This window comes from Bacillus marinisedimentorum (assembly GCF_001644195.2).
Classification (GTDB): domain Bacteria; phylum Bacillota; class Bacilli; order Bacillales; family Bacillaceae_O; genus Bacillus_BL; species Bacillus_BL marinisedimentorum.
The window spans coordinates 15,594-40,719 of record NZ_LWBL02000033.1 but is presented as its reverse complement, the minus strand read 5'-3'; the positions used below and the strand labels follow the sequence as shown (position 1 = coordinate 40,719).

The 25,126-nt window shown below is 46.7% G+C and carries 25 protein-coding genes and 2 pseudogenes; 2 read left to right on the top strand and 25 right to left on the bottom strand.

Translation table 11 applies throughout. The features are described from left to right. Window positions 1-44 precede the first annotated feature (44 nt). The gene (locus A4U59_RS10135) at window positions 45-989 is read left to right on the top strand and encodes a 4-hydroxy-3-methylbut-2-enyl diphosphate reductase (RefSeq protein WP_070120646.1); all 945 of its coding nucleotides are present in this window, start codon (window positions 45-47) and stop codon (window positions 987-989) included. A gap of 290 nt (window positions 990-1,279) precedes the next feature. Here the strand turns inward: A4U59_RS10135 and A4U59_RS10130 are convergent, their stop codons facing one another. From A4U59_RS10130 to rpsU, 24 genes and pseudogenes are all read right to left on the bottom strand, one after another. Then, window positions 1,280-2,401, bottom strand: coding sequence for a Nif3-like dinuclear metal center hexameric protein (locus A4U59_RS10130; RefSeq protein WP_070120645.1), 1,122 nt, complete (start codon window positions 2,399-2,401; stop codon window positions 1,280-1,282). After that, window positions 2,398-3,108, bottom strand: coding sequence for a tRNA (adenine(22)-N(1))-methyltransferase (locus A4U59_RS10125; protein WP_070120644.1), 711 nt, complete (start codon window positions 3,106-3,108; stop codon window positions 2,398-2,400). Before A4U59_RS10125 ends, A4U59_RS10130 begins: the two co-directional genes overlap by 4 nt. A gap of 188 nt (window positions 3,109-3,296) precedes the next feature. After that, window positions 3,297-3,506, bottom strand: a pseudogene (locus tag A4U59_RS22215) (c-type cytochrome); the annotation flags it as partial. 111 nt (window positions 3,507-3,617) lie between these two features. Beyond that, window positions 3,618-3,962, bottom strand: a pseudogene (gene cccA, locus A4U59_RS22210) (cytochrome c550); the annotation flags it as partial. 766 nt (window positions 3,963-4,728) lie between these two features. After that, window positions 4,729-5,847: an RNA polymerase sigma factor RpoD gene (gene rpoD / locus A4U59_RS10115; RefSeq protein ID WP_070120642.1), complete on the bottom strand. Its 1,119-nt coding sequence runs from the start codon at window positions 5,845-5,847 to the stop codon at window positions 4,729-4,731. Window positions 5,848-5,899: 52 nt separating this feature from the next. After that, window positions 5,900-7,729, bottom strand: a complete 1,830-nt coding sequence (dnaG, locus tag A4U59_RS10110) for a DNA primase (RefSeq protein ID WP_070120641.1) — start codon at window positions 7,727-7,729, stop codon at window positions 5,900-5,902. Between the two features lie 34 nt (window positions 7,730-7,763). Then, on the bottom strand, window positions 7,764-8,231 hold the full coding sequence (locus A4U59_RS10105) for a YaiI/YqxD family protein (RefSeq protein ID WP_070120640.1): 468 nt from the start codon (window positions 8,229-8,231) through the stop codon (window positions 7,764-7,766). A 728-nt stretch (window positions 8,232-8,959) separates the two neighbouring features. After that, window positions 8,960-9,769, bottom strand: coding sequence for a pyruvate, water dikinase regulatory protein (locus tag A4U59_RS10100; RefSeq protein ID WP_070120639.1), 810 nt, complete (start codon window positions 9,767-9,769; stop codon window positions 8,960-8,962). Window positions 9,770-9,817: 48 nt separating this feature from the next. Continuing rightward, a complete protein-coding gene (gene ccpN, locus A4U59_RS10095) occupies window positions 9,818-10,483 on the bottom strand; it encodes a transcriptional regulator CcpN (protein WP_070120638.1) in 666 nt (221 codons plus the stop codon). Window positions 10,484-10,805: 322 nt separating this feature from the next. Next, on the bottom strand, window positions 10,806-11,552 hold the full coding sequence (gene recO / locus A4U59_RS10090) for a DNA repair protein RecO (RefSeq protein WP_070120637.1): 747 nt from the start codon (window positions 11,550-11,552) through the stop codon (window positions 10,806-10,808). 148 nt (window positions 11,553-11,700) lie between these two features. Further along, window positions 11,701-11,838, bottom strand: a complete 138-nt coding sequence (locus A4U59_RS10085) for a YqzL family protein (RefSeq protein ID WP_070120636.1) — start codon at window positions 11,836-11,838, stop codon at window positions 11,701-11,703. 86 nt (window positions 11,839-11,924) lie between these two features. Further along, window positions 11,925-12,830: a GTPase Era gene (gene era, locus A4U59_RS10080; RefSeq protein WP_070120635.1), complete on the bottom strand. Its 906-nt coding sequence runs from the start codon at window positions 12,828-12,830 to the stop codon at window positions 11,925-11,927. Beyond that, window positions 12,827-13,222, bottom strand: a complete 396-nt coding sequence (locus tag A4U59_RS10075) for a cytidine deaminase (RefSeq protein WP_070120634.1) — start codon at window positions 13,220-13,222, stop codon at window positions 12,827-12,829. The genes era and A4U59_RS10075 overlap by 4 nt, the downstream gene beginning before the upstream one ends. Before the next feature lie 48 nt (window positions 13,223-13,270). Further along, a complete protein-coding gene (locus A4U59_RS10070; protein ID WP_070120633.1) occupies window positions 13,271-13,660 on the bottom strand; it encodes a diacylglycerol kinase family protein in 390 nt (129 codons plus the stop codon). Further along, window positions 13,644-14,114 (bottom strand): rRNA maturation RNase YbeY, encoded by a 471-nt coding sequence (gene ybeY / locus A4U59_RS10065; RefSeq protein ID WP_070120632.1) that lies wholly within the window; start codon window positions 14,112-14,114, stop codon window positions 13,644-13,646. Before ybeY ends, A4U59_RS10070 begins: the two co-directional genes overlap by 17 nt. Continuing rightward, window positions 14,111-16,273, bottom strand: coding sequence for an HD family phosphohydrolase (locus A4U59_RS10060; RefSeq protein WP_070120666.1), 2,163 nt, complete (start codon window positions 16,271-16,273; stop codon window positions 14,111-14,113). Before A4U59_RS10060 ends, ybeY begins: the two co-directional genes overlap by 4 nt. Before the next feature lie 246 nt (window positions 16,274-16,519). Beyond that, the gene (locus tag A4U59_RS10055; protein ID WP_070120631.1) at window positions 16,520-17,482 is read right to left on the bottom strand and encodes a PhoH family protein; all 963 of its coding nucleotides are present in this window, start codon (window positions 17,480-17,482) and stop codon (window positions 16,520-16,522) included. Window positions 17,483-17,485: 3 nt separating this feature from the next. Next, entirely contained in the window at window positions 17,486-18,676 is a 1,191-nt protein-coding gene (gene yqfD / locus A4U59_RS10050) for a sporulation protein YqfD (RefSeq protein WP_070120665.1), read from the bottom strand. A gap of 16 nt (window positions 18,677-18,692) precedes the next feature. Continuing rightward, complete coding sequence (gene yqfC / locus A4U59_RS10045) at window positions 18,693-18,980, bottom strand: sporulation protein YqfC (RefSeq protein WP_070120630.1); 288 nt, start codon at window positions 18,978-18,980, stop codon at window positions 18,693-18,695. A 135-nt stretch (window positions 18,981-19,115) separates the two neighbouring features. Further along, window positions 19,116-19,592 (bottom strand): hypothetical protein, encoded by a 477-nt coding sequence (locus A4U59_RS10040; protein ID WP_070120629.1) that lies wholly within the window; start codon window positions 19,590-19,592, stop codon window positions 19,116-19,118. A gap of 18 nt (window positions 19,593-19,610) precedes the next feature. Continuing rightward, window positions 19,611-20,600, bottom strand: coding sequence for a flotillin-like protein FloA (floA, locus tag A4U59_RS10035; RefSeq protein WP_070120628.1), 990 nt, complete (start codon window positions 20,598-20,600; stop codon window positions 19,611-19,613). 19 nt (window positions 20,601-20,619) lie between these two features. After that, complete coding sequence (locus A4U59_RS10030; RefSeq protein WP_070120627.1) at window positions 20,620-21,972, bottom strand: NfeD family protein; 1,353 nt, start codon at window positions 21,970-21,972, stop codon at window positions 20,620-20,622. Between the two features lie 195 nt (window positions 21,973-22,167). After that, a complete protein-coding gene (locus tag A4U59_RS10025; RefSeq protein ID WP_070120626.1) occupies window positions 22,168-22,614 on the bottom strand; it encodes a GatB/YqeY domain-containing protein in 447 nt (148 codons plus the stop codon). Between the two features lie 18 nt (window positions 22,615-22,632). Further along, complete coding sequence (gene rpsU / locus A4U59_RS10020; protein WP_070120625.1) at window positions 22,633-22,806, bottom strand: 30S ribosomal protein S21; 174 nt, start codon at window positions 22,804-22,806, stop codon at window positions 22,633-22,635. A 199-nt stretch (window positions 22,807-23,005) separates the two neighbouring features. Between rpsU and A4U59_RS10015 the strand changes: the two genes are divergently transcribed. Then, window positions 23,006-23,929: a Na/Pi symporter gene (locus A4U59_RS10015; protein ID WP_083270785.1), complete on the top strand. Its 924-nt coding sequence runs from the start codon at window positions 23,006-23,008 to the stop codon at window positions 23,927-23,929. Between the two features lie 464 nt (window positions 23,930-24,393). Here the strand turns inward: A4U59_RS10015 and deoC are convergent, their stop codons facing one another. After that, window positions 24,394-25,059 (bottom strand): deoxyribose-phosphate aldolase, encoded by a 666-nt coding sequence (gene deoC, locus A4U59_RS10010; RefSeq protein ID WP_070120624.1) that lies wholly within the window; start codon window positions 25,057-25,059, stop codon window positions 24,394-24,396. Window positions 25,060-25,126: the final 67 nt, after the last annotated feature.

Sequence of the window (25,126 nt, the reverse complement as noted above, 5' to 3'; positions counted from 1 at the left end):
CTTCCGGAAGACAGGTACTGCTTTAAAGTAGAGGAGGGCCCATGATGGAGGTAATAAAAATATCACCACGCGGCTATTGTTATGGCGTAGTTGACGCGATGGTGATTGCACGCAATGCGGCAATGGATAAATCTTTGCCGCGTCCAATATACATTCTAGGAATGATCGTCCATAATAAGCATGTGACAGATGCGTTCGAAGAAGAAGGAATCATCACGCTGGACGGAAAAAACAGAAAGGATCTTCTTGAGAATATCGATACGGGAACGGTCATCTTCACCGCTCACGGAGTTTCACCCGAAGTGAAACAGCTTGCCCGGGATAAAGGACTCGTAGTCCTTGATGCCACGTGCCCTGATGTGACGAAAACACATGACCTGATCAGGACAGTAAAAGAAAAGGGCTACCACGTCGTTTATATCGGAAAAAAGGGACACCCTGAGCCTGAGGGTGCTGTAGGAATTGCACCAGACATCGTGCATCTCGTCCAGACGGAACAAGATGTCATGAATCTTGATATAGATAATGACAAAATCATTGTCACAAACCAGACGACGATGAGCCAATGGGATGTCGCCGACATAATGGAGCTTGTACAGAAAAAGTATCCACATGCTGAAATGCACCGGGAAATTTGCATGGCGACCCAGGTTCGTCAGGAAGCTGTCGCAGAGCAGGCGAAAGGTGCCGACTTGACACTTGTTGTCGGTGATCCGCGCAGCAATAACTCCAACCGCCTTGCCCAGGTGTCAGAAGAGGTTGCCGGCACGAAAGCATACAGGATTGCAGACGTGACAGAAATCGATCTTGAATGGCTGAAAGGTGTTGAGAAGGTGGCTGTCACGGCAGGAGCTTCCACTCCGACTCCGATCACGAAGGAAGTCATTAACTTTCTGTCGAATTACGACGAAAATGAGGAAACGACCTGGTTAAGGGAACGGAAAGTGACATCAACCAAAATACTGCCAAAAGTAAAAACAAAAAAATGACATCACACAAAAAGGAAGCCTTCACAAACAGGCTTCCTTTTTTATATGACCATCTGAAATTCAATGCCGTATTAATTGGCTGACTGGAGCCAACCGAAGGCCCGTCCAAACAATGCCGCCAACTGGACGTCGGGGCAAGTGACGGCCAAAGAGGGTCGACGAATGGCAGAAACCTCTGCTGATCTTGTTATAACACATAAACCTGCATATCTGGTGCAAATTCGGAAAGCACGCGGTTTTGTAGTATTGCGGGGCACTAAAGAACTCTTATCTATTCGAGGCAGCGTTTATTACCGAAACGTAAACGGCTCTGTATCAATCTTTGAAGCATACACATCCGTGCCAAGGTTCTTTGAAGATAGATATCTGTCCAAATATTCCTTCACACCCTTTTTCATAACCTTCTCAACGTTATGTCCCGGATCGATAACATTCAGCCCCTGCATCACAGCATCATGGGCGACATGATAATAGACGTCACCAGTGACATATACGTCCGCTCCTTTCATTTTGGCGTTTGACCAGTACTTGTTTCCGTCACCGCCGAGCACGGCGACTTTTTTCACTTTTTCGTCCATGTTGCCGGCAATTCTTACCGAAGGAACATCCAACGTCAGTTTGACATGTTCTGCAAATTGTTCGAGTGTCATCTCATCCGGCAGATAGCCGACCCGTCCAAGACCCAGCACCTCGCCTTTATTTTCAAGGGGGTAAATATCAAAAGCAGGCTCTTCATACGGATGAGACTTCACCATTGCAGCAAGTACTTTTTTCTCGAGGTGTTCAGGGAAACTCGTTTCAAGCCTCACTTCCTTGACGTACTCCATTTTGCCCTGGCTTCCGATATAAGGGTTCGTGCCCTCTTGAGGCAAAAAGGTTCCCGTTCCAGGGCTCTGGAAGGTGCAATGGCTATAATTACCGATATGACCGGCTCCTGCACGGCTGACAGCGTCCCTGACACGCTCAAGGTCATCTTCCGGGACAAACACCGCCAGCTTTTTAAGCTTGACTTCAATCGTCGGGACGAGAACATCTGTCTGGCCGAGGCCTAACCTCTCAGCGAGCAGGTCATTTACACCACCAGGGGCAACGTCCAGATTTGTGTGGGCTGCGTAAACAGCAATCCCTTGCTGCAGGCACTTTTCTATGATCCTGCCGTATGCTGTATCCGTCGCGATTTTTTTTAGAGGATGGAAAATGAGCGGATGGTGGGCAATAATCAGTTCCGCTCCAAGAGCAGCCGCTTCATCTACGACTTCTTCTGTGACATCGAGCGCTGTCAGCACCTTTGTCACCGGCTTATTCAAAGTTCCGATATGAAGGCCGATTTTGTCTCCTTCCATCGCATATGCTTTTGGGGAAAACGCCTCAAATGCCTGAATGATTTCCTGGCCGTTCGCTGCTTTTTTCATAATAGCGCCTCCTTTACAGTATCGATCTTCCACTGCAGCACCTGTTTTTTCGCGGCAACATCCTCCTGCCTTGATGCCTGCTTCAGTTGTTGAAGGACACGTTCCCATTCTAAAAGTTCCCGCTGCCACTTCTTGCGAAAAGCTTTATCGTTACGCCGCATCAGATATGGTCCAAGAAAAAGAGCCTTTTTCCGGTCAACGCCTTGATACGGCTTATCGGGATCGCCTTTTTCGGCAACAAGGATTTCATAGACTTTGTCTTCTTCCTCCAAAATGACTTCATCAATAAGCGTCCAGCCTTTATCAGCAAGCCAGATTCTGATATTGACTGCGCCGACGTTCGGTTGGAGGATAAGCCTTTCTACACTGTCCAGCTTGTCTATTCCCGCATCCAGGATATCACGGATCAGCAGGCCTCCCATGCCGGCGATGGTGACAGCATTCACCTCACCCGTTTCGACTACATCGAGCCCATTCCCTTTTCGTGCTTCAACAAGATCCTGTAACCCGGTTTTTCTGATTTGCTCCCTGGCAGAACGAAGCGGCCCGTCTGCCACTTCGCCGGCAATGCCTTTCTCGATTTTGGCGCCAAGAGCCAGATACGTAGGCAAGTAGGCATGATCCGAGCCGATATCGGCAAGACGCGCGCCCTCAGGAACCCATTCGGCAACTTTTTTTAACCGTGTTGATAACTGTAGCTCATTCATTTGCTTCACCTTTTTTATATATTTTCTTCATTCATCTTATCCGTTCCGACAGGGGTTTTCAACCGCTGGTGTCTTCCCGGACCAAAATCACAGCCGTCCCTCGGAAAAAAAGACACCGTGAGTGCGGCCGGAGGGAAGAAGAGCAAACTAAAAAGCTATCCCAAATGGAATAGCTTTTTTCATCATGTTTATTTTTGCTCTGCAAGATAATCAGCGACAGTCTGGGCATCCTTTTCCGGGACCAATCCGCCTGGCATGCTGCCTTTACCGTTTACAATGATATCCTGGATTTCATCCGCTTTGAGTCGCCCGCCGACATCCTTAAGTGAAGGACCGACTCCCCCTTCAAGGTTTTGTCCGTGGCAAGAAGTACAGCTCTGGTTAAGGATCTTTTCTGCGGCTGCGGCATTATCTCCACCGCCTTCTTCTTTGCCTTCATCCTTACCTTCTTCTTTGCCTTCATCCTTACCTTCTTCTTTACCGCCGCCTTCACCGCTTTTCGCGCCTCCAGCAAGCCATTCTGCAACGCCTGCTGCCTGGTCAGCCGGGATGACGCCTCCAGGCATGCTGCCTTTACCATTATTGATGATTTCCTCGATCTTGGCCGCATCAAGGCGTTCGCCGACATCCTTAAGTGAAGGGCCGACTCCCCCTTCAAGGTTTTGTCCGTGGCAGCTTGTACAGTTTTGCTTTACGATTTCCTCGGGATTGCTTGCGGCCTGTTCTTCACCACCGCCTTCTTCTTCCTTTGCCATTTCTTCCATATTATCGAGGCCGACAAATGAAAAAACAAGCATAAGTAAAATACCGATTGCTGCGATCATTGCAAACGGAATGAGCGGGTTACGCTTCATGACTCCATCCTCCTTATGTACTGCTATTTACTTTTTGCCTTTCTAACCGATTGAGACTACAACTTATTTTACTTTAAAAGACGGATAAGGAAAAGAGAAAAAGTTCACGGTTCTGACACTGAATATATTTTAACATAATATTCACTGTAAATTCGATGAAAAGTTATTTTTTGTCCAGGAAAGTGAAAATTGGGTGCATCAAAAAGTTTGTACAGATGCCCAATTGAATTTTATGTTATTTTTGAAAATTCTGAATGATATTATCCGCCCTTTATATTATAATGTTACTAAAGAGAGCAAAAAACACAAAAATTTACAGTTTCTTTTCCGATCTCCATCACGCTATCCAGGCAGTCAGCCAAAAACGGCTCAAAGGTTTATTTTCAATCCGTTTTGCTGCAAACTGCAGGAACGTAACTTCCCGCCTGTTTTGGCATAATGGCCAAATGCATCCCGGCAAGGAAAGGTATTTGATTCCAACACCAATTTGCAAATCAAAAAGCAATTGAGTAAAATAAATGACAGGAAATGTTAACGGCAGATCGAAGATGTTTACGTCAGGAAGCCCTTACCAGACAAACCCTTAAAGAAAACTCGCCGATTGGCGAACCTTTAGGCAAAGACAGAGGCACAGCTGCCCTTATCCATATTCTTGAAATTGGCTGCCGCATCAAAATGCTTCCTTGCTGACATGTTTCACTTCCTGTACAGCAAAAAAAGTTTACTCCACCGGTAACCGAATGAAGTAAACTTTTTTCCGAAGCTTTTATTCGAGAAAATCTTTCAGCCGTTTACTGCGGCTTGGATGGCGCAGTTTACGCAGCGCTTTAGCTTCAATTTGCCTGATACGTTCCCGGGTGACACCAAAAACTTTTCCGACTTCTTCAAGCGTCCGTGTTCGGCCGTCATCAAGGCCGAACCTCAGGCGCAGCACATTTTCCTCCCTGTCGGTCAATGTGTCAAGCACGTCTTCAAGCTGTTCTTTTAATAACTCGTAAGCGGCCGCATCCGAAGGGGATGTAGCGTCCTGGTCTTCGATGAAGTCGCCAAGATGGGAATCATCTTCTTCACCGATCGGAGTTTCGAGCGATACCGGTTCCTGGGCGATTTTTAGAATTTCCCTGACCTTTTCAGGTGTGAGATCCATTTCTTCAGCTATCTCTTCCGGGCTTGGGTCGCGGCCGAGATCTTGAAGGAGCTGGCGCTGCACCCGAATCAACTTGTTGATTGTCTCCACCATGTGGACCGGAATACGGATCGTTCTCGCCTGGTCTGCAATGGCACGGGTGATCGCCTGGCGAATCCACCATGTCGCATATGTGCTGAATTTATATCCTTTTCGATAATCGAACTTTTCAACAGCTTTAATCAAGCCCATATTGCCTTCCTGAATCAAATCGAGAAACAGCATTCCTCTGCCGACGTATCGTTTTGCGATGCTGACCACCAGGCGGAGGTTCGCTTCGGCAAGGCGGCGTTTCGCCTCTTCATCGCCCTCTTCGATTCGTTTGGCTAGGTTTATCTCTTCCTCGGCGGAAAGCAGGTCGACCCTTCCAATTTCCTTCAAATACATTCGGACAGGGTCATTAATTTTCACGCCAGGAGGAACGCTAAGGTCATTGAGATCGAACTCTTCTTCCTTTTCGAGCTGCTGGGTGTTCGGGTCCTCGTCTGTTTCAGAAACAAGTTCAACACCTTCATTGCCGAGCGTCTCATAAAACTCATCCATTTGATCAGATTCGAGTTCAAATGAAGAGAGCCTGTCAGCAATTTCCTCATATGTTAACACAGTGCGTTTTTTTCCGATTTCAGTTAATTGTTCTTTAACCTGTTCGAGCGTCAATTCGCTCTCGACTTCTTTAGAACGGGCTGGTTTTTCAGCCATGTGTTCCCCTCCTTCCAAACATTGACACAACTTCTATATGCTAAGGCAGGGATCAGCTTCCTTTCAGCTCCTTTTTCATGCGGATGACTTCCATCGCAATGGTAGCTGCTTTCACATAATCCTGCCGTTGTTCCGCTTCGTGCTTTTCTTCTTCTTTTTCTTTTATTTTTAACCATTTTGGATAATCTAACACCTGTTTTACATAATCACGCCATTCGCGATCCGTAAAGTTTTCATTGATCGGTAGCATGGCAAGCTCAGATACGGCTTTTTTCAGGCGTTTATCCTGCAGCCTTTCCATAAATGAACTGATATCCGGCTCATGGCCTTCTTCATAAAAAGCATATAAATAAGCTGCAATGGCATTATGCTCATCAATATTGAATGACAGGCCGATCTCATTCTGGATTTGTTCCGCCAGGTCGCGGTTATAAAACATGTGAGCGATTAGATGGCGCTCCGCATTCTGGTATGCTGGCAGCAGTTTGCCCTGTTTCGGCAGCGGTGCAATCTTCCGTTCATTTCTCCCGCCCCTTTGATCCGGGCTGCCTTCTTTTCTTTTTAGCTGCTTAAAAATCCGGAACTGTTCCTGTTTCAATGCATCCAATGAAATCGAAAACTCCTCGGAGAGCTGCCGTAAATAATGGTCGCGCTCCACTGCCATCGTAAGCTTGCTTATTTCCTCTAATACTTCTTCGATATAACGGATTTTTTCTCCTTCATTCTGAAGGTTTTTTCCCCGCCGCAAGTAATGAATCTTAAATGCTGTTGCTGTAAGGCTTCCCCCTATTACATCCTTCTCAAACCGTTCCGGCCCGAATTTTGAGATGTAGTCATCAGGATCAAGTCCTTCCGGCATGCGCGCAACTTTCACGTAACATCCCGCACTCTGCAGAACATCCAGCGCCCTAATTGCAGCATTGATTCCGGCATTATCCGAGTCATAGCAAATGACCACATTTTCTATATTTCTGCGGATGATTCTCGCTTGTTCATCGGTTAATGATGTCCCCATCGTGGCTATGCCGTTTTTTACGCCTGCTTTCCATGCGCTGATTACGTCAACATACCCTTCGAACAAGACAGCCTGCTGTGTTTTCCTGATATGCGGCCTCGCCAGATGAAGCGCGTAAAGCTGTTTGCTTTTATTAAAAATTTTCGTTTCGGGGCTGTTTAAATATTTAGGTTCGCCGTTTCCCAGAATCCTTCCGCCAAAGGCGATCGTTTTCCCCTGGTGGTCCCATACCGGAAACATGACCCTGCCCCTGAACCTGTCATAATACTTGTTTCTCGATGCATCTCTTCCGATGAGCCCGGTATCAAGCAGCATATCGGCGGAATAGCCGCGTTTGCTTAGAAAGGCGAAAGCCATTGTCGCTGAATCAGGAGCATACCCGATTTCAAACAGGTCAATTGCTTCTCTCGTAAAGCCACGTCCAGTCAAATACTCGAGGGCTTGCTCACCCTCCTTCGTATTGACAAGAATATGATGGTACAGTTTTTTCAAGAGGTTGTGGGCCTCCATCATTTCCTGATGCGGTTTCCCTTTTGAGCTTCCGCCCGATCCCGTGTCCCGGACAGTGTCCGCCGGCAACTCAAGACCTGATTTGTCAGCTATCGTTTTGACAGCTTCGATATAATGATACCCTTCGATCTCCATCAGGAATGAAAAGACATTCCCGCCTGCTCCGCAGCCGAAACAGTGATATATCTGTTTATCAGGTGAAACCGAGAACGAAGGCGACTTTTCTTGATGAAATGGACATAATCCGAAATAGTTCCGTCCCTGCTTCTTCAATTGAACATATTCACTGACTACATCAACAATGTCAACGGAAGTTCGTATTCTTTCAATCAAATCTTCGGGAATTCGATTTCCCATCCTTGCATCACCGTGCTTTATGAGTATTCGCTGTTCAAGAAGAAATCCCTTCATTCTTCGACAAAAAATCATGTAGTTCCTTGCTGAAATGGATACGGTCCGCCTCCTCAAATTTACGGGGGCCTTTTGTTCTTCCCCCGGCCTTCCGCTCCATTGCCGAAAGATATCTTCCCTGAAGCGCCATATCGATATTCCCTTCGTTCAGCCAGCGGCCCCTCGGTGAAATGACATGCACCCCCCGCGGAATCAGCAGACCTGCAAGGCCGATATCCTGGGTAACGGTCAGGTCACCCTTTTTTGAATGATTGACGATATATAAATCCACCTCTTCCTTTTCAGCATCGACATATACCCACTCGCCGCCGTAGGTTTTTTCCCCGGCATGATTGTAGGATGCGACATAAACTACAGGATTCTTATAGTTACGGGTTACTTCCGCGATTTCCGATTTAACCGGGCATGCGTCTGCGTCTACAAATATTTTACAATTATCTTCAGCCATAACTCATTATTCTACATCCTTCATGAGAATCCTTCTTACCTTAATTAAGTTTTAACTTTCAGAATTTTGTCGTATGATGTCAAACATCAATCTGCACCCGGGGGTATACCGTTCACACCATAAGTATAGACCTGGAATGTACTGTTTTAATCACGATTTTTAATTATAATATAAATGTACCCTTATTTCCACTCTCATATCTCTTAAATTTCAAGAAGTTTTGATACATAAGGGCTGCCTGGTGAATTTGCCGGGATACAACCACATCATGCTCCAAAACATAAATGATCTTTGTTAGACCTTATTGTTAAGTTTTGGGTCTTTGAGAAAAGCGGTTTCGTTGACTGGGAAATCAACTCTTTTTTAAAGGCTCAGTCATACGCAACTGTTGATACCTGCTGCAGGTACTCGCTTTCACGACGGGCGTAAATGCGACACCCGTTCCCGTTAGCCTTCTGTCGTGTTCACAATATCTTCTTGGCCGCGGGGCGGGCGGTGAGTCTCATCATACGCACTGGGGCCGCACCCTGTCCCGTTTCTTCCGCAAGACTTTAATAAGCACCCCGGATCTTCATTGCATGAAGGAAACCCGAAGCCTTTCCGAGGGGTCTCGCACCCCCGACCCAATCAACGGTTTATAAACAGAGGGGTTTTCCAATACGATTATAAAAACAGCAAAGAAATACTGCACAGCCTTCAAAAAAAGAAAGCTTCCATCCGGAAGCTGATTACTTTTGGTTGTTATTGTATAAGTTCAATATGATATTGGCTGTTTCCTCAACGGCTTTATTTGATACATCAATCGTATGGCAGCCAATTCTTTTAACGAGCTTATCGAAATATGCCAATTCCTGTTCGATCCTGTGCATATTCGCATAACTGGCATGGTCATTTAAGCCAAGTGATTTAAGACGTTCTTTGCGGATATTATTCAACTTTTCAGGGCTGATTTTCAAGCCGATGCACTTATCAGGTGATACCTTGAACAATTCTTCAGGCGGTTCCACTTCCGGCACAATCGGCACATTGGCCACTCTTAGCCTTTTATGGGCAAGGTATTGAGAAAGAGGGGTCTTAGAAGTCCTGGAAACACCTATCAATACGATGTCGGCGCGCAGTATTCCCCGCGGGTCCCTCCCATCATCATATTTAACTGCAAATTCAATCGCTTCGACCCGTTTGAAATAATCTTCATCCAATTTCCTGACGAGGCCGGGTTCCTGTCGCGGGGCTTTATGATATACTTCCTCCATTTTTGTAATCATCGGTCCGATGATATCGATCGTCTCAACGCCTACCTGCTTTGCTTCTTTTACGAGAAATTCGCGCAAATCCGGAACGACCAGGGTGAAACCGATAATCGCATTCTGTTCCTTCGCCTGAGCGACTACTTCCTTCAATGTCCCGGTATCTTCAACGTACGGAATCCGCTTGATTTCGATACCGGTATCAAGGAACTGGCTGGCTGCCGCTTTTACAACCAGTTCAGCTGTCTCGCCAACAGAATCAGACACTATGTATACGATAGGGTGGTCCATATTATCATCCTTTCTTAACGTGCTGCTTAGTGCGGCTTGTAAACTATTTTATATTGTCTCATCTGTTGCAATATCTACAAGCGCTTTCGTCATATTGGTCTTTGTCAGCCTGCCGGTCACTTCAAATCCGTTATCCGTCTCCTTCACGACTGGAACGGCATCAATCTGTTTGTCAATCAATTTCCGTGCTACATCGACAAGAAAATCGTCTTTGCTGCAAACAGTAATATTCGGCATCCGGGTCATGATGATATTGACCGGTATCGATTCAAGGCCCTGGTTGCCCATGCTTGCCCTGAGCAAGTCTTTCCTGGAAAGAACACCGACAAGTATCGCCTTCTTATCCACGACAAATAATGTTCCGACATCCTCCAGGAACATCGTCACAATCGCATCATATACAGACACCGACTCATCCACTACTACCGGTATGGATTGATATTCGAGCACTTTTATCTTTTTCACTTTTTCTGTTAGCAGCTGCGATCCCGTTTTCCCTGTATAAAAATAACCGACCCGCGGACGCGCTTCCAGATACCCGGCCATTGTCAATATGGCCAGATCTGGACGCAGTGTCGCCCTGGTGAGATTGAGGCGCTCGGCGATTTGCTCACCAGTAATCGGCCCGTTGTCTTTTACGATTTGCAGAATAAACTCCTGGCGTTTATTTAATTCCAATACATTCACCCCCTGCCAGCAGAACAAAAATGTCATACTTATCACCAAACATTATATACTAAATAAGGTGATGGAAAAAGATAAGATGGCATATATTATAAAAGAAAACACGCCGAGGGGCGAATTTTCAGGCCAAGAAAGAGGCATAATTGCCCATATCTGTATTCTTAAAATTGGCCACTAAACGAATTTGCTTCCTTATACGGTAAGAAAAGTGCACCCCGCCTTCCTAGCGTCAGATGCAAAAGCATATCCCTTAGTCGGAGCGATGCTTCTTACAAAAGCAGCAGCCGGCTGTTGAGTCTTTGAAAGATAAAAACCCCCTTCCGGCGGCGTTGCCGTGAAGGGAGACTGTCTGTCAGAAGTCTAACCGTTTGATCTGGTCAAGGAATCGCTTTGTCTTTAAGTATAATCCTGAATACTCTTCATAATATGCAGACAGCACCCTGCGAATCTCATTTTTCGTTTCTTCTTTTACTGAAACGTTGCCGAGACGATTCAGGTCAAAATGATAAAAAAGCCGCAATAACCTTGCTGCTGCCGGTGAAAGCTCTAATATATGCGGGTCCTGATGGAAACACCGGTGACAAAGCAGCCCGCCCTCCCTGATCGAAAAGCCGAACCTCCCTTCCGTTGCCCCGCATGAAGCACATTCATTAAGAGTCGGATGCAGCCCCGCTACTGCAAGCATCTTCACTTCATAAATGAACATCAGCACTTCATAATCAATCCCTTCATCAATATAATGAAGGGTTTGGTACAGCAATTCGAATAAATATGGATTCGGCTTTTTATCTTCTGTAAGCTTATCAGTGAGTTCAGCAACATAGGAAGCATAAGCGGTCGCAATAATATCCTGCCTGATGGACCGGAATGATGTGATGATTTCACCCTGCTGCATCGTTCCGAGTCCTGAGCCGGACTGGATAAGGAATTGTCCGTGCATAAAGAGCTGGCTGACTGTTGCGAGCCTGCTTTTCGGTTTTTTTGCTCCTCTTGCCATCAAGCCCATTTTTCCGCTTTCACGCGTAAATAATGTGACAATTTTATTCGTTTCTCCGTAACTATTCGTACGGATGACAATTCCTTCTACTTTATTGATCAAGCCGAAGTCACCTGCCACTTCACCTGAGTTTGTTTCTGGGGACAGCCTTTCCTACGCTGTTAAGTCTCCGGTTCCGCGGCAAAAACGGAAGGCCGGATACTTAACAGATCCCCCTCCAAAAACTCAGTTAATGTTCATTCAGGCTCCATTATAATAAAGTTTCATCTGCTGCCGTAATTTCCTGATCGGTTTCCGGTTCTTGATTTTCCTGCTCAAGTTCTTTGAAAATGAGGTACGTTTCAATATTGCCAGTTTGGCTGAATACTTTCCAGCTGAAATCAATCACTAGAAATCCTCCTTTGTAAACCAGCTTGAACCTTCATTTATAATGTTGCCCTGCTCCCTTTTTTCATGTCAGCAAATATTTGTCAATTAATACTCATCTTCCCGGTATCCGAAGTCCCGCAGCTGAGTCATGCGGTTACGCCAGTCTTTTTGGACTTTGACCCATAGTTCAAGAAAAACATTTGAACCGAGAAGGGCTTCAATGTCCTGCCTTGCCCGCTGGCCGATTTCTTTCAGCATCTTTCCCTGCTTACCTATGATGATTCCTTTCTGGGAGGAACGTTCCACCACGATGGTTGCAGCGACATATATGCTGCGCCCGTCTTCACGGCGCTCGATCTGGTCGATTATGACAGCGATTGAATGGGGAATCTCTTCTCGCGTTAAGTGCAGAACTTTTTCACGGATAAGTTCCTCGATGATGAAGCGTTCCGGATGGTCGGTCACCTGATCGGCAGGATAGTATTGCGGCCCCTCCGGCAGGTATTCCTCAATCGTTTCAAGCAGCCGGTTCACATTGTTTCCTTCGAGCGCTGAAATTGGAACAATTTCTTTGAATGGGTATCGATCTTTATACCCCTCGATAAGGGGCAGTAGTTTATCAGGATGCATCTGGTCGATCTTATTGATAACGAGAAAGACAGGCTGATCTGTCTTTTCAAGAATATCCAAAATGAATTGCTCTCCGCGGCCAAAGCCTTCTTCGGCATTGACCATGAATAGGATGAGGTCAACCTCTCTGAGCGTGTTCGTAGCCGTTTTCATCATGAAGTCACCCAGCCGATGCTTCGGTTTATGGATTCCCGGCGTATCAATGAAAATCATCTGGGAAGTGTCAGTCGTGAGCACCCCTTGTATTTTATTTCTTGTCGTTTGCGGTTTATCGCTCATGATTGCGATTTTTTGACCAATGACCCGGTTAAGGAAAGTGGATTTGCCGACATTCGGCCGTCCAATAATGGCTGCAAATCCCGATCGGAACTCTTGCTTCATTCCAGGTCCTCCGGTGAAAACGCGCCAGGGAGGAGTTCACTGACAGTCGTTTCTGCGATATCACCTTTCAGATTGGTTAGGACGACCTTCATATCGGAAGGACAAAGTTCAGATATGACCTGGCGGCAGGCTCCGCAAGGCGGTACAGGACGGTCTGTATCCGCCACCACAGCAAGGGCTTCATAGTTTTTGTCGCCTTCTGAATATGCTTTGAACAGCGCCGTCCTCTCTGCACAGTTGCACATGCTGTAGGCTGCATTTTCAATGTTGCATCCTTTATAGATTTGCCCTTCACTCGTCAGGAGGGCTGCTCCGACTTTAAATTTTGAATATGGCACATATGCAGCTTCCCTTGCTTCCATAGCCGCCTCGATTAGTTTCGCTCGATCCATTTGACATACTTCCTTTCAACTATTGATTACCGCTTGGCATCAGGCATTTTAGCCCAGCAAAGCCAATACTTTCGGTCCGAAAATCAGGATCCCTGCCATAAGGGCGATGATCGAAAAAATCAGCACAGCCCCTGCAGCTGCATCCTTGGCCTGTTTTGCAAGCGGGAGCCACTCGTCGGTTACGAGATCGACTGTTCGCTCGACTGCTGTATTCATCAACTCCAAGCTCAGCACACCGCCGATCACAAGAAGAAGAATAATCCATTCAAGCGTGGTAATGGAGAATAAAAATCCCATGATAACGGCTGCTGCGGCAGCAGCTGTATGGATTTGCAGATTCGGCTCATTTCTTATGGCATCGACTATTCCATTTTTTGCATTTACGAAACTCATGGCAAGCCGGCGGGCTTTTTTTTCCCTGTTACCTTGTGAGTCCATAAGCTTCCAAAATCTCTTTCTGCTTTTCGAACATTACTTTTTCATCTTCATGAGCCATATGGTCATATCCGAGAAGGTGGAGAAACCCATGAACGGTCAGAAAACCCAGTTCCCTCATGAATGAATGTCCATAGCTCTCAGCCTGTTCGATTGTTTTTGGAATGGAAATGATAATATCCCCGAGTACATAAGGCAGACCTTCACCGTGTATTTCCATTTCGTCTTGACCCATCTCCTCCATGGCGAACGAAATGACATCGGTGGGGGAGTCCTTTCCCCGGTAATCCCTGTTTATCTGCTGGATGACATCATTGTCAACAAACGTGACGGACAGCTCGGCTTCATCTTTAACATTTTCCACTTCAGCAGCTTTATTAAGGAGTTTTTCCAGTTCGGCAATGTGCTCTTCCTTTACATTACCCGTCTCGTCTGCAAAATCAATTGTGAGGGTCATGCTTCAATCACCTTCTTTGCTGATAGTTCTGGATATTCAATGCGTGAATGGAAAATTCCATGCACCGTTTCACACATGGCCGCTGCCGCCGTTTCCAATTCCTTTACCGTAATATCACATTCATTAAACTGGCCATCCTGCAGCCGGTCCGAAATAATGGATCGGACGAGGGACTCGACTTTTTCTGAAGTCGGTGCCCGCAACGATCTTACAGCCGCTTCCACAGAGTCAGCAATCCCCACAATCGCAGCTTCCTTCGTCTGCGGTTTAGGGCCGGGATAGCGGTAATCGTTTTCGGAAACCGACTCATCTGTATGTTCGGCCGCTTTGTGATAGAAAAACTTCAACAAGGTTGTTCCATGGTGCTGCTCGGCAATATCCACAATCTCCTTCGGCATCTTATGTTTTCTCAGCATCTCTGCCCCATTGGAGGTATGTGCAATGATAATATCCCTGCTCCGCTGGGGAGAAATATCATCGTGTGGGTTTCTTCTCCCCATTTGATTTTCAATGAAATAATGGGGCTGTTTTGTTTTGCCAAGATCATGATAGTAGGCGCCGACCCTTGCCAGCAATCCATTGGCGCCTATCGCCTCGCAGGCTGACTCGCTTATATTTGCGACCATCACACTATGGTGGTATGTTCCCGGTGTCTCGGTCAGAATTTTTCGCAGCAGGGGATGGTTGGGATTTGAAAGCTCAATAAGCTTCATTTCAGAAATCACACCGAAACCCGCTTCAAAAAATGGCATCATCCCGAGTGTGAGAACCGCGGCAAGCAAGCCTGAAAGCACGCCATAACCCAAAAACATCCCTATTTCAATACCGGAATAATGATTATACTTTAACAGTGTCAGGCCTGCAATGGACAAAATATTAATTCCGGCAATGACAATGCCTGCGGTCAAAATTTTTGAACGGCGGTTCTGCTTGTCCAGGAACAGGACCGCCCCCACTCCGCTGAACAGGAAATACATGCCCGCCGGGAAGTTGATGGAAGCAGGCATGCCGCCATTGAACATGATGCTTCCTGCAACCGCAAAAATCACCGATGTCATGACAGCCAAACGTTCATTCATGAGCATCTTGATCATCATGGCAGAAAAAGCAGCCGGGACAAGGTAACCGATTTCAAATTCGCCTAGCCCCTGGTAAAGGCTGGTCAGTTTACCGCTCACAAAGAGCAGCAGAAAAATAAGAAGGTACATAATATAATATACATTTTTATCCCTGCTTACCGGTTCAAACCCTTTAAAATAATAAGCAATCATAACAGTCAGCATGATGACGATAACGGCGAGGCCCATATACGGATAAGGCTTAACGGATCCAGATGTGATCCCCGTCAATTCAAGCTTCCGGTAATCCTCCCTTGTTATGACATCCCCTTTTGCCGCAAGGACCTCACCTGCGCGGATCATGACCGGCTGCACACCATCTTTCGCTTCATTTCGTTTTTCGATGGTAGCTTCAGGGTCAAAGACATAGTTGGGGATGACTGCAAATCCTGCAAGGTCAGCGGCAGCTTTCCTCATGGACTCATTCAAACTTGAATAATCGAATTTACCCGCAGCTTTCCTCTTTTCGGCCTGAATGTCACTGATGGTGACTTTGTTGCTCATGATATCGTGTACAGTGGTAACCGACATTTCACGGGCTATACTCAATTCATTTTCAGAAGCCGAAAGGAACGTCTCCAGGGTGGTGTCATCTATTCCGTTATTGACTTCTTCAGGCAAGATGCCCCGCACTTTCTCCAAAAGCGTTTCTGCTTCAGGATTTTCATCGGCCGGTCCATCATCAGCCTGTTCTTTAGCCTGCTCATCTTTCACCTTTTTGATTGCTGCAAAAAAATCGCTGACAAGATTTATCTGTTCTGTAACATAGTCAGGGTAATATGAATATTGGTCCTCGACTTCCGCTGCAGCTTCTATCCGCTTTTTCTCGGTCGCTGCCTGGTCTTCGACTGTAATCGGAGATATGATATCCTGCTCAGCGGTGCCCAGTACTTCGACTTCAATTCTGTCGGGTGCAACATTGCTGAAAAGGGACGCATACATGATAACTGCCAGCAGTATGTAAAAGACGCCCCTGATCGACCTTTCTTCACTTCGTAAAACGAGATTGAACCACTGCCTGACATGTTGAAATCTTTTCATAAACCCATTCTCCTCGATATGGATATTTTTAAAGAAAAGCAGAAGGCCCCTGCTCAGCAGTGTATGCATAAATAGGACATACGCTGGAATCTTCCTTCCTGCGGAAGCAATGCTCATGTCACTGGCACCGGCTTTGGCAGCAAAAAAAGCAGATGCTTTCTTTTAGACAGGCCTGTGATGCCCCTCTTGCCCCGGAAGTATAAAGAAGACCCGACGAAATAACGAAGGGTCTATAGTGACGGAGTCCTATTTTTCTCCTTTTTCATATGCTTCAATAATGCGCTGGACAAGCGGGTGTCTGACCACATCTGATTCCTCAAGATATATAAACGCGGACCCGCGGACATCACGGAGCTTTTTATTCGCCTCGGCAAGCCCCGATTTTGCCCCTTTCGGCAAGTCCACCTGGGTAACGTCACCTGTGACAATCATTTTTGAGCCGAACCCCAGCCTTGTTAGGAACATTTTCATCTGTTCAGGAGTGGTATTTTGGGCTTCATCAAGCAGGACGTATGCATCTTCCAGTGTCCTGCCCCTCATATAAGCCAGCGGCGCAATTTCGATGGTTCCGCGCTCAATAAGCCGGACCGTATGCTCAACGCCAAGCACATCATGTAGTGCGTCATATAGCGGACGCAAGTAAGGGTCGACTTTTTCCTTGAGATCTCCCGGAAGGAATCCGAGGCTCTCACCTGCTTCAACTGCAGGGCGTGTTAAAATAATGCGTTTCACATAACCGTTTTTCAAAGCCGCCACCGCCATGACCACCGCCAGATATGTCTTCCCGGTGCCTGCTGGGCCGATTCCGAAAACGAGGTCATTTTTCTTGATAGCATTTATATAGTTGCGCTGCCCCAGTGTTTTAATGCGGATGGATTTCCCTCTTGCCGTTTTGGTGATTTCTTCTTCATAAAGGTCAGGCAGCTGTTCCAGCAACCCTTTCTCAGCGAGCTGGATTGCATATATGACATCCCGTTCGCCTATCGTGATGCCGCGGCGGATAATATCAATCAATGCCATCAATATTTTTTCAACAAGTTGAACTTTGTCCTCTTCTCCGGTAGCCCTGACAGATTCTCCCCTCGTTACAATGGAAACCTTCAGCTTGTCTTCAATCTGCTTAAGGTTCGCATCATTGGCACCGAAGAGCGCCATGGCTTCGTTAGGATGTTCTAATTCGATGTTCATTGTTTTCAGATTTTCCGGCATTCCTCAATCTCCTTGATTAATGGTTTGTTCTCGCACAATATTCTCAATCACGGTAAAATGAATGATTACATTCACTTTACCATCTTGTTTTCCCAATTGTAAAACCTTTTCATCCTTTATTATAGCCTCTTTTTCCAGCTTTTGCATCAGTTCATCTTCAGCGGCCTGAATGGCTTTATTCTTCGCTTCCTGCAGTGTATACGTTCGAGTAACTGATTCTGTTTCATAGATAGTTGTATACGCGATGTTCAAAGGGAGTTTAATCTTAAAAAAATAAAGGGGGCGGACCGTCGATTCTGCTTCATATTGCGCAAATTCATGCTTTTTCCAAAAACCCCAGACGGGAAACCTAAAGGAACCGGCTTCCAAACGCCATTTCTTAATGTGTTCGCCTGTCAAAACATTGAACGTCGTCTCAAGCGGAATCGATACTCTGGATTTATACCACGTTTCCCCCAGAACTTCACCCTTTGCTCCGACTACTTTATTGTGATCCTCGCTGCCAATGATGCCTGAAACGAGGAGCTGGCCCCGATCCACAAAGTCATTGACTTCCACTTGCGCCTGTCCCTGCTCGACAAATAAGTCACGGACAACAGCTTTTCGGGCCGCCACAAGATGCTTCCTGCCGGTCTGTTCATCCTCTTCCGGCTGTTCTTTCTGTACGACTTGCAGATGATAGGTCGTCCCATTCAAGCGGACGCCTATCCAGGTTATGTTCTCCATCTTGCTCATGACCAGTGTCTGAATCTCGTCGTTATCCGGCATGTTAAAATGGAAGGAGCCTTTTTCTATACCGTTTTCCTTGAGCACGTTTCTGAGGTGGTGCTCCGTTTGCGGATCAGCTCCCTCAATTTCGATTCCCCATACCATATTTGAAAGCAATGCGAATATGATAAGAAAAAACAGGCCGCCGGCCGCAATTCCGGTATTTGAAAAAATACGCCGCATAAAGAAAGGCAGGCCGTGTCTCGATTTGAAGGACAGCTTGCAGCCGCTGCTGCGGACAGTGTTCCTTAACCGGCTGACATCCTCAAGGCGCACTTTCCCGGTGAGGACCGATTCATCAAGGCGCTTCACATTCCATATGTAAATGCCTTCCCGCATGCAGCGGTTCAGGAAACGTTCTGCCCCTGTTCCCCTGATTTCCACAGTAATGTAACCTGTAAAATAATGAATCCACTGGTTTTTCATAGCGTTCCCATCCCATCTATTTTTCATCATTCAAAAAGTACACCTGGTCAATCTGGCCTTCGAGGAGGATTTCCTCCGGTAATATATTCTTTAAAACAAATTGCCTGCCTTTAATGAGCAGCTGTCCCTGTTTCAAAAGGAGCCTCAATTCATTTTCCGAAAACAACAGGACACCCCGATGATTTTCAATGTATATGTGCAGCTGACCGATCATGGTGATTCTGGGCAGGTCCATGACTACATCCGCAGGAAGTTCCATCTTGTTTGTCATCCAACGTTTTATCCGCTGTCCCCATTTTGCCATGCACGAACCCCCTTCATTTCATATGTATGAAAAAGGCTTCGCTTCTATCACCACTTACACTAAACCCTTTTCCACGCGGGCTGCCTGATCGGATAATGGGATTTCGGACAAAAAAAAGATGAGCCGTAAATCGGCTCATCTTTTCATCCGCGGATTGATGGGGCGTTTCGAACGGGGCGGGCTTAAGATTTCAGCCCAGACCACCCCTTCCGCCGCTCTTTCTTTATTAATGTGGCCCGGATGGCTGCGAATCGCCTGTTTCTTAGGCAGGCCAGGTTTGGCAGGCTTGCGCACCCTTCCACTGTCATTTATTTCCTTTTGGCTCACGAGATCCTTATATTGCTGGTGCAAGTTATTTTGTGCAGTTTGATAAGTTTGCTCTGCAGGCGCCCTGTCCCTTTGCCTGTTATCCGGTTCTGCTTCCCCGGTTTCCGGCTCGAAGTATGGAGAATCCGGACGAGGCTCCCGGTTTTCCCTTTGCCTTTGGACCGGCGGTCTTTCCTGCTTATTTCCCTCTTCACCAAGACGTTTCAGGAAACTGTATATTCCACCGATGATAAGAAAGAGGAAAAAGTTATCAAAAATGAAAGTCAGCAAAGATTCGATATTCATGGGTGAAACCCCCTTACATTATCTCTCGTCCTCTTCGCTCTCATCTTGCATTTTTCCGATTGATTCACGCATACCCGTATCTGCGTCGATGTTTTTCAAATTCATATAATCCATTACGCCCATGTTTCCAGAACGAAGTGCTTCTGCCATAGCGAGCGGCACCTGTGCTTCGGCTTCGACCACTTTCGCCTGCATTTCCTGGACACGCGCACGCATTTCCTGCTCCTGGGCAACGGCCATGGCCCTGCGTTCTTCTGCTTTCGCCTGGGCGATGTTCTTATCCGCTTCCGCCTGGTCTGTTTGGAGGACGGCGCCGATGTTTTTGCCGATATCGATATCAGCAATATCAATGGAGAGGATTTCAAAAGCTGTTCCGGCATCAAGACCTTTTGACAGCACAGTCTGCGAAATCATATCGGGATTTTCAAGAACTTTTTTGTGGTCATTGCTTGAGCCGATTGTGGATACAATCCCTTCACCGACACGGGCGATGACCGTATCTTCTCCTGCTCCCCCGACCAGCCTGTCAATGTTGGCGCGTACTGTGATTCGGGCTTTCGCTTTCACTTCAATACCATCCATTGCCACACCAGCGATGAACGGAGTTTCAATGACTTTAGGGTTTACACTCATCTGGACAGCTTCCAGAACATCACGGCCAGCAAGGTCGATTGCTGCTGTCCGCTCGAAACTTAGCTCAATGTTGGCACGATGGGCTGCAATCAAAGCATTCACGACCCTGTCAACATTACCGCCGGCGAGATAGTGACTCTCCAGCTGGTTGGTGTTCACATCAAGACCTGCTTTGTACGCTTTGATCAAGGGATTGATGACACGATTCGGGATAACCCGGCGGAGCCGCATCCCGATAAGCGTGAAAATGCTGACGCGCACTCCGGCAGCCAATGCTGATATCCAGAGCGTTACCGGCACAAAAGTAAAAAGAACGGCAAGTAAAATTAAAATAAAACCGATCAATAAAATGGGGGTTAGTAAACTGGCATCCATTAATAATTTCCTCCTTAAATTACTGCTCAGACTTAGATTTGTCTGCTGCAGGTCTGTTGATTTCTCTGACGATTACTCTTGAACCTTCTGTTTTGACAATCTTTACCGGCCGTCCGGAAGCGATGAAGCCGCCTTCGCTGACGACATCAATTCTCTCATCATCAAAAACGCCGGTCCCGGAAGGACGAAGCGGCGTCAGCGCTGTTCCTTCTTTCCCGATGAGGTCAAGCCTCGTTTTACTCGAAACATAACCCTGTTCTGTCCTTGTTGCATCAGAGAGAATGATTTTTTTAAAAACTCCGCTCTTAAAACCGAACAATCTGAAGAATAAAATGGAAGCAACAGCTGTAACGGCTAGAGCGATTGAAACTGACAGCGTCATATGTCCGATGTCTTCAGCGGAAACAAAGAAACTGCCGATAACCGCTCCTACACCTATGATTCCAAGAATCCCGCCCGGCACAAAGAATTCGGCAACAATCATGATGATTCCAGCCACAAGAAGCAGCAAAGCTTCAAATCCAGCCAGTCCAGCGACCATATGTCCGTAAAAAAACAGTACAAGCGCAATAATGCCCATCGACCCGGCAATCCCGAAACCTGGTGAATACAACTCGAGGACAAGCCCCAGACTGCCGATTGACAGCAAAATCGGTACGACAACGGGGTGGGTGATGAAACGTGCAATTTGCTCTGCGAACGAGACATTAATCTCTTCCACACTGGCATTTTCAAGACCGAGTGTTTTCAGGAGTTCGTCACGATTTTCCACGATCTCCTCAGCATAGCCCACTTCTATTGCTTGCCTGGCTGTAAGGGTCAGCAGTTCCCCTTTCCCGGCTCCAAGTTCAGGCAAGTCAATGTCTTCATCTGCCATTGCCATTGCATACTTGGGATCACGCCCGTTCAGTTCAGCTGCATTTTTCATTTCAGCAAGCCAGTAGGACTGCGCTTTTTTATCGGCTGCATTCCCGTCTCCTGTAATGACCGCAGCTGAACCCATCTTCGCACCGGAAACCATCATGATCTGATCCGCGTTTAGTGCAATGTATGCACCTGCAGACAGGGCATTGCGATTCACGAACGCTGTCAGCGGGATATCCGTTTCTGACATCCTTTTCGCAATGTCTGCTGCAGCATCCACTGCTCCGCCAGGCGTATTGATCTCAAATATGATATGGCTGGCGTTATTTTCTTCAGCAGTGGTGATGGCCCTGTCCAAAAAGGAATAAAGGCCCTTTTCGACAGTCTTTTCGAGCGGAACGATATAAACCGTCCCCTGGCCGCCGCTTTCTTCAGCTTGCGGTGCAAAAGGGGCAAAAACACTCAATAAAATCGCTGCTCCGATCAAAAAGAAGGAGAGCTTTCGCATTTTCTTCCCCCCTTTCACGTTGAAGTTCCGGGTAAATTCCCCACTATGTAGTACGATAGGTTTATAAAGAAGTTTCATTTTTTTTGCAAGAAAGCATTATCTTAACCCTTGTACAGAAACTTCCATTATATATTGTATTTCCATTTCGCATGGACATACATCAATATTTAAAAAAAGCACCGGAAACCGGTGCTTTTATGATAAATTCTGCTGCACCATGCGGTTAACGACCGCACCGTCAGCTTTACCTTTTACTTTTGGCATGATTGCGCTCATCACTTTTCCCATATCCGCTTTGGAAGAAGCACCCGTTTCGGCGATCGTCTCTTTGACGATCTCCTCAAGTTCTTCATCGGAAAGCTGTTCCGGGGTGTAGAGCTCAACAATTTCTATTTCCTGGTTCGTCTTCTCGACAAGATCATTCCGACCAGCTTTTTCAAATTCACGGAGGGAGTCTTTTCGCTGCTTTAATTCGCGACCTAACACAGTTAGTTCTTCCTCTTCTGACAGCTCGCTTTTTCCCAGCTTGATCGCTTCGTTCTGCAGCGAGGACTTAAGCATGCGAATGACTGTTAATTTTTCTTTATCTTTTGCTTTCATCGCTTGTTTCATATCTTCGTTCAGCCGGTTAACAAGAGTCATCCTGAAGAAGCCCCTCTCTTAGAATTTACGTTTTCTTGCTGCCTCAGATTTTTTCTTGCGCTTAACGCTTGGCTTCTCATAAAATTCGCGCTTGCGATATTCTGAAAGCGTGCCGTTTTTGGAAACGGAGCGTTTAAAGCGGCGAAGAGCGTCTTCCAGCGACTCATTCTTACGCACACGGGTATTAGACATTCTACTTTCCCTCCCTCCGAAACAATCCAGTACAATTCACATCGACACGTTTTTATAAAACATGTCTTTTGCAATTATAATATAAGTGGTATAAGTGGTCAACTGTCAAACAGCCTTTTCTTCTTAATTATTTTCAGGCGTTAAGCCTGTCATTTCCCTGTCCATTCCTCCATATAAATAGGGATAAGGGGTGAGGGCTTTGCCTGAAATCGTTACTTTCTTTGCTGTTTTCATTACCATCTTTCTAAGCGGTATGGCTGTACTCAGGACAGGCTTGAAGCAGTTTGCACCGGGGAAGATCCAAACTGTCATGGCTGCAGCAGTAAGAACACCTGTACACGGGCTTGCCGCAGGAGCTTTGATTACCGCCCTCGTCCAGAGCAGTTCTGCTGTCATGGTGATGGCTATCGGACTGATCGCCGCCGGCCACCTGTCATTCAGGCAATCCATCGGCATCATACTCGGTACAAATATCGGAACAACTTTCACAGCGGAGATGCTCCTCATTAATATTGAGAAAATGGTTGTTCCCCTGCTTATCATTGGCGCAATCCTGCTGCTAAGCAGTAAGGCGGGCTTGTTCAATTTCGGCACAGTGATATTCGGCCTGGGCTGTATCTTGACGGCGATGCAGGGATTTGAACGACTCGCCCCATCGCTTTCGGCTATACCGGCCGTACAGGATATCCTTCTGCATGCCGGGGATGTTTCTCTTGTAGGAGTTGGACTAGGGACACTTTTAACTGCCGTAATCCAGTCCAGTTCTGCCGCGACCGGAATCGTGATGGGGTTCATGAACAGCAGTTCAATCAGCCTCCAGGCAGCCATCGCCATCGTCCTTGGCACAAATGTAGGCACTTGCATCACTGCTTATCTAGCGAGTCTGGGTTCAAGCCGTGAAGCGAAGCTGACAGCATATGCCCACATTTGGGTGAACGTATTAAGTGTGCTTCTATTTCTGCCGTTCATCAAGACGCTTAACGAAATACTCCCCGCCATTGCCGCCAATCCAGATTCTCAAATCGCCCATCTCAGTGTTGTCATCAATGTTGTCACCTCAGCAGTGGTACTGCCGTTTGCCGGCCCGTTTGGAAAGCTGATCGAGAAGGTCCATGGAAGTTGACTGAACGGGGGTATATGCTGGTAACGGTTTTTCCGGAGGGGGACTATTAGTATCATGTGTTCGGATTGGTTTTGGGCGGATTCCACGGGAGAGCATGTTTCAGGTGTTTTTGTTTTTGTTTTAGTTCTCTGAAAGTGGGTTTGATTTTATTCGGGGACGATTTCGCCTTTTCGTATTTATATATTTCGGCCAGCGGTCCTTTTGGGAGGTGATTCAGCCTCCCCAGATATTTTATATCAAGAGACTAATATGGAACAAAAGCGCAAGGCGCCCGCTTAGCGGCGTACGCATAAGCGGGGGGGCTACCCGCAGGGAGGTGTTCTTTCCTCCCGGAGGGGATCACCGCTTATGACGATAGCCGCTGGCGCCTGGAGCTGGATGACTCCCTTCTCGCTTTTTATCCACAACGCAAAAAATTTTATAATTTCCTTAACAGTCAAAAAGGAGCCTGCCGGCTCCTTTTCTTAGTAATCGCTGTTCGATGTTTCTCCTTCTACGATGGCAATACCGGAACTTGCTCCAATTCGTGTCGCTCCGGCTTCAATCAGCGCAAGAGCAGTTTCCCGTCCGCGTACGCCGCCTGATGCCTTTACGCCGATATCAGGGCCGACCGTTTTGCGCATGAGGGCGATATCTTCCACTGTGGCACCGCCGCCGGAAAAACCGGTTGATGTTTTAACAAAATCCGCACCAGCCCTGACGGAAAGTTCGCATGCGCGCACTTTTTCCTCATCAGTAAGCAGGCTTGTTTCAATAATGACTTTTGTCAATGCCTTTCCGCTGGCCGCATCAACAACCGCACGGATATCACGTTCTACAAGCTCATTGTCTTTACCCTTCAATGCACCGATGTTGATGACCATATCAACTTCTGTCGCACCTTTTTCGATCGCATCCTTCGTCTCGAAAGCTTTCGTTTCCGGTGTTGTTGCACCAAGAGGAAAACCGATAACAGTACAAACCTTAACATCCGAATCCTTTAAAAGCTCCGCTGATGAATATACCCAGCCCGGGTTCACACATACTGACATGAATCCGTATTCTATTGCTTCATGGCACAACTGTTCAATCTGATCTTTCGTCGTATCTGGTTTTAAAGCCGTGTGGTCAATCATTTTAGCAAGGTTCATTTACCTTCATCCTTTCGTGGAACAAGTTGTACGTACCTCCATTATGATACCACTTCCATTTTGAAAA

Coding starts and splice junctions, on each gene's coding strand:
- A4U59_RS10135 (WP_070120646.1), top strand. CDS start 45: ATGGAGGTAATAAAAATATCACCACGCGGCTATTGTTATGGCGTAGTT.
- A4U59_RS10130 (WP_070120645.1), bottom strand. CDS start 2,401: ATGAAAAAAGCAGCGAACGGCCAGGAAATCATTCAGGCATTTGAGGCG.
- A4U59_RS10125 (WP_070120644.1), bottom strand. CDS start 3,108: ATGAATGAGCTACAGTTATCAACACGGTTAAAAAAAGTTGCCGAATGG.
- rpoD (WP_070120642.1), bottom strand. CDS start 5,847: ATGGCTGAAAAACCAGCCCGTTCTAAAGAAGTCGAGAGCGAATTGACG.
- dnaG (WP_070120641.1), bottom strand. CDS start 7,729: ATGGGAAATCGAATTCCCGAAGATTTGATTGAAAGAATACGAACTTCC.
- A4U59_RS10105 (WP_070120640.1), bottom strand. CDS start 8,231: ATGGCTGAAGATAATTGTAAAATATTTGTAGACGCAGACGCATGCCCG.
- A4U59_RS10100 (WP_070120639.1), bottom strand. CDS start 9,769: ATGGACCACCCTATCGTATACATAGTGTCTGATTCTGTTGGCGAGACA.
- ccpN (WP_070120638.1), bottom strand. CDS start 10,483: ATGACATTTTTGTTCTGCTGGCAGGGGGTGAATGTATTGGAATTAAAT.
- era (WP_070120635.1), bottom strand. CDS start 12,830: ATGAAGCAAGAGTTCCGATCGGGATTTGCAGCCATTATTGGACGGCCG.
- A4U59_RS10075 (WP_070120634.1), bottom strand. CDS start 13,222: ATGGATCGAGCGAAACTAATCGAGGCGGCTATGGAAGCAAGGGAAGCT.
- A4U59_RS10070 (WP_070120633.1), bottom strand. CDS start 13,660: ATGGACTCACAAGGTAACAGGGAAAAAAAAGCCCGCCGGCTTGCCATG.
- ybeY (WP_070120632.1), bottom strand. CDS start 14,114: ATGACCCTCACAATTGATTTTGCAGACGAGACGGGTAATGTAAAGGAA.
- A4U59_RS10060 (WP_070120666.1), bottom strand. CDS start 16,273: ATGAAAAGATTTCAACATGTCAGGCAGTGGTTCAATCTCGTTTTACGA.
- A4U59_RS10055 (WP_070120631.1), bottom strand. CDS start 17,482: ATGCCGGAAAATCTGAAAACAATGAACATCGAATTAGAACATCCTAAC.
- yqfD (WP_070120665.1), bottom strand. CDS start 18,676: ATGAAAAACCAGTGGATTCATTATTTTACAGGTTACATTACTGTGGAA.
- yqfC (WP_070120630.1), bottom strand. CDS start 18,980: ATGGCAAAATGGGGACAGCGGATAAAACGTTGGATGACAAACAAGATG.
- A4U59_RS10040 (WP_070120629.1), bottom strand. CDS start 19,592: ATGAATATCGAATCTTTGCTGACTTTCATTTTTGATAACTTTTTCCTC.
- floA (WP_070120628.1), bottom strand. CDS start 20,600: ATGGATGCCAGTTTACTAACCCCCATTTTATTGATCGGTTTTATTTTA.
- A4U59_RS10030 (WP_070120627.1), bottom strand. CDS start 21,972: ATGCGAAAGCTCTCCTTCTTTTTGATCGGAGCAGCGATTTTATTGAGT.
- A4U59_RS10025 (WP_070120626.1), bottom strand. CDS start 22,614: ATGACTCTTGTTAACCGGCTGAACGAAGATATGAAACAAGCGATGAAA.
- rpsU (WP_070120625.1), bottom strand. CDS start 22,806: ATGTCTAATACCCGTGTGCGTAAGAATGAGTCGCTGGAAGACGCTCTT.
- deoC (WP_070120624.1), bottom strand. CDS start 25,059: ATGAACCTTGCTAAAATGATTGACCACACGGCTTTAAAACCAGATACG.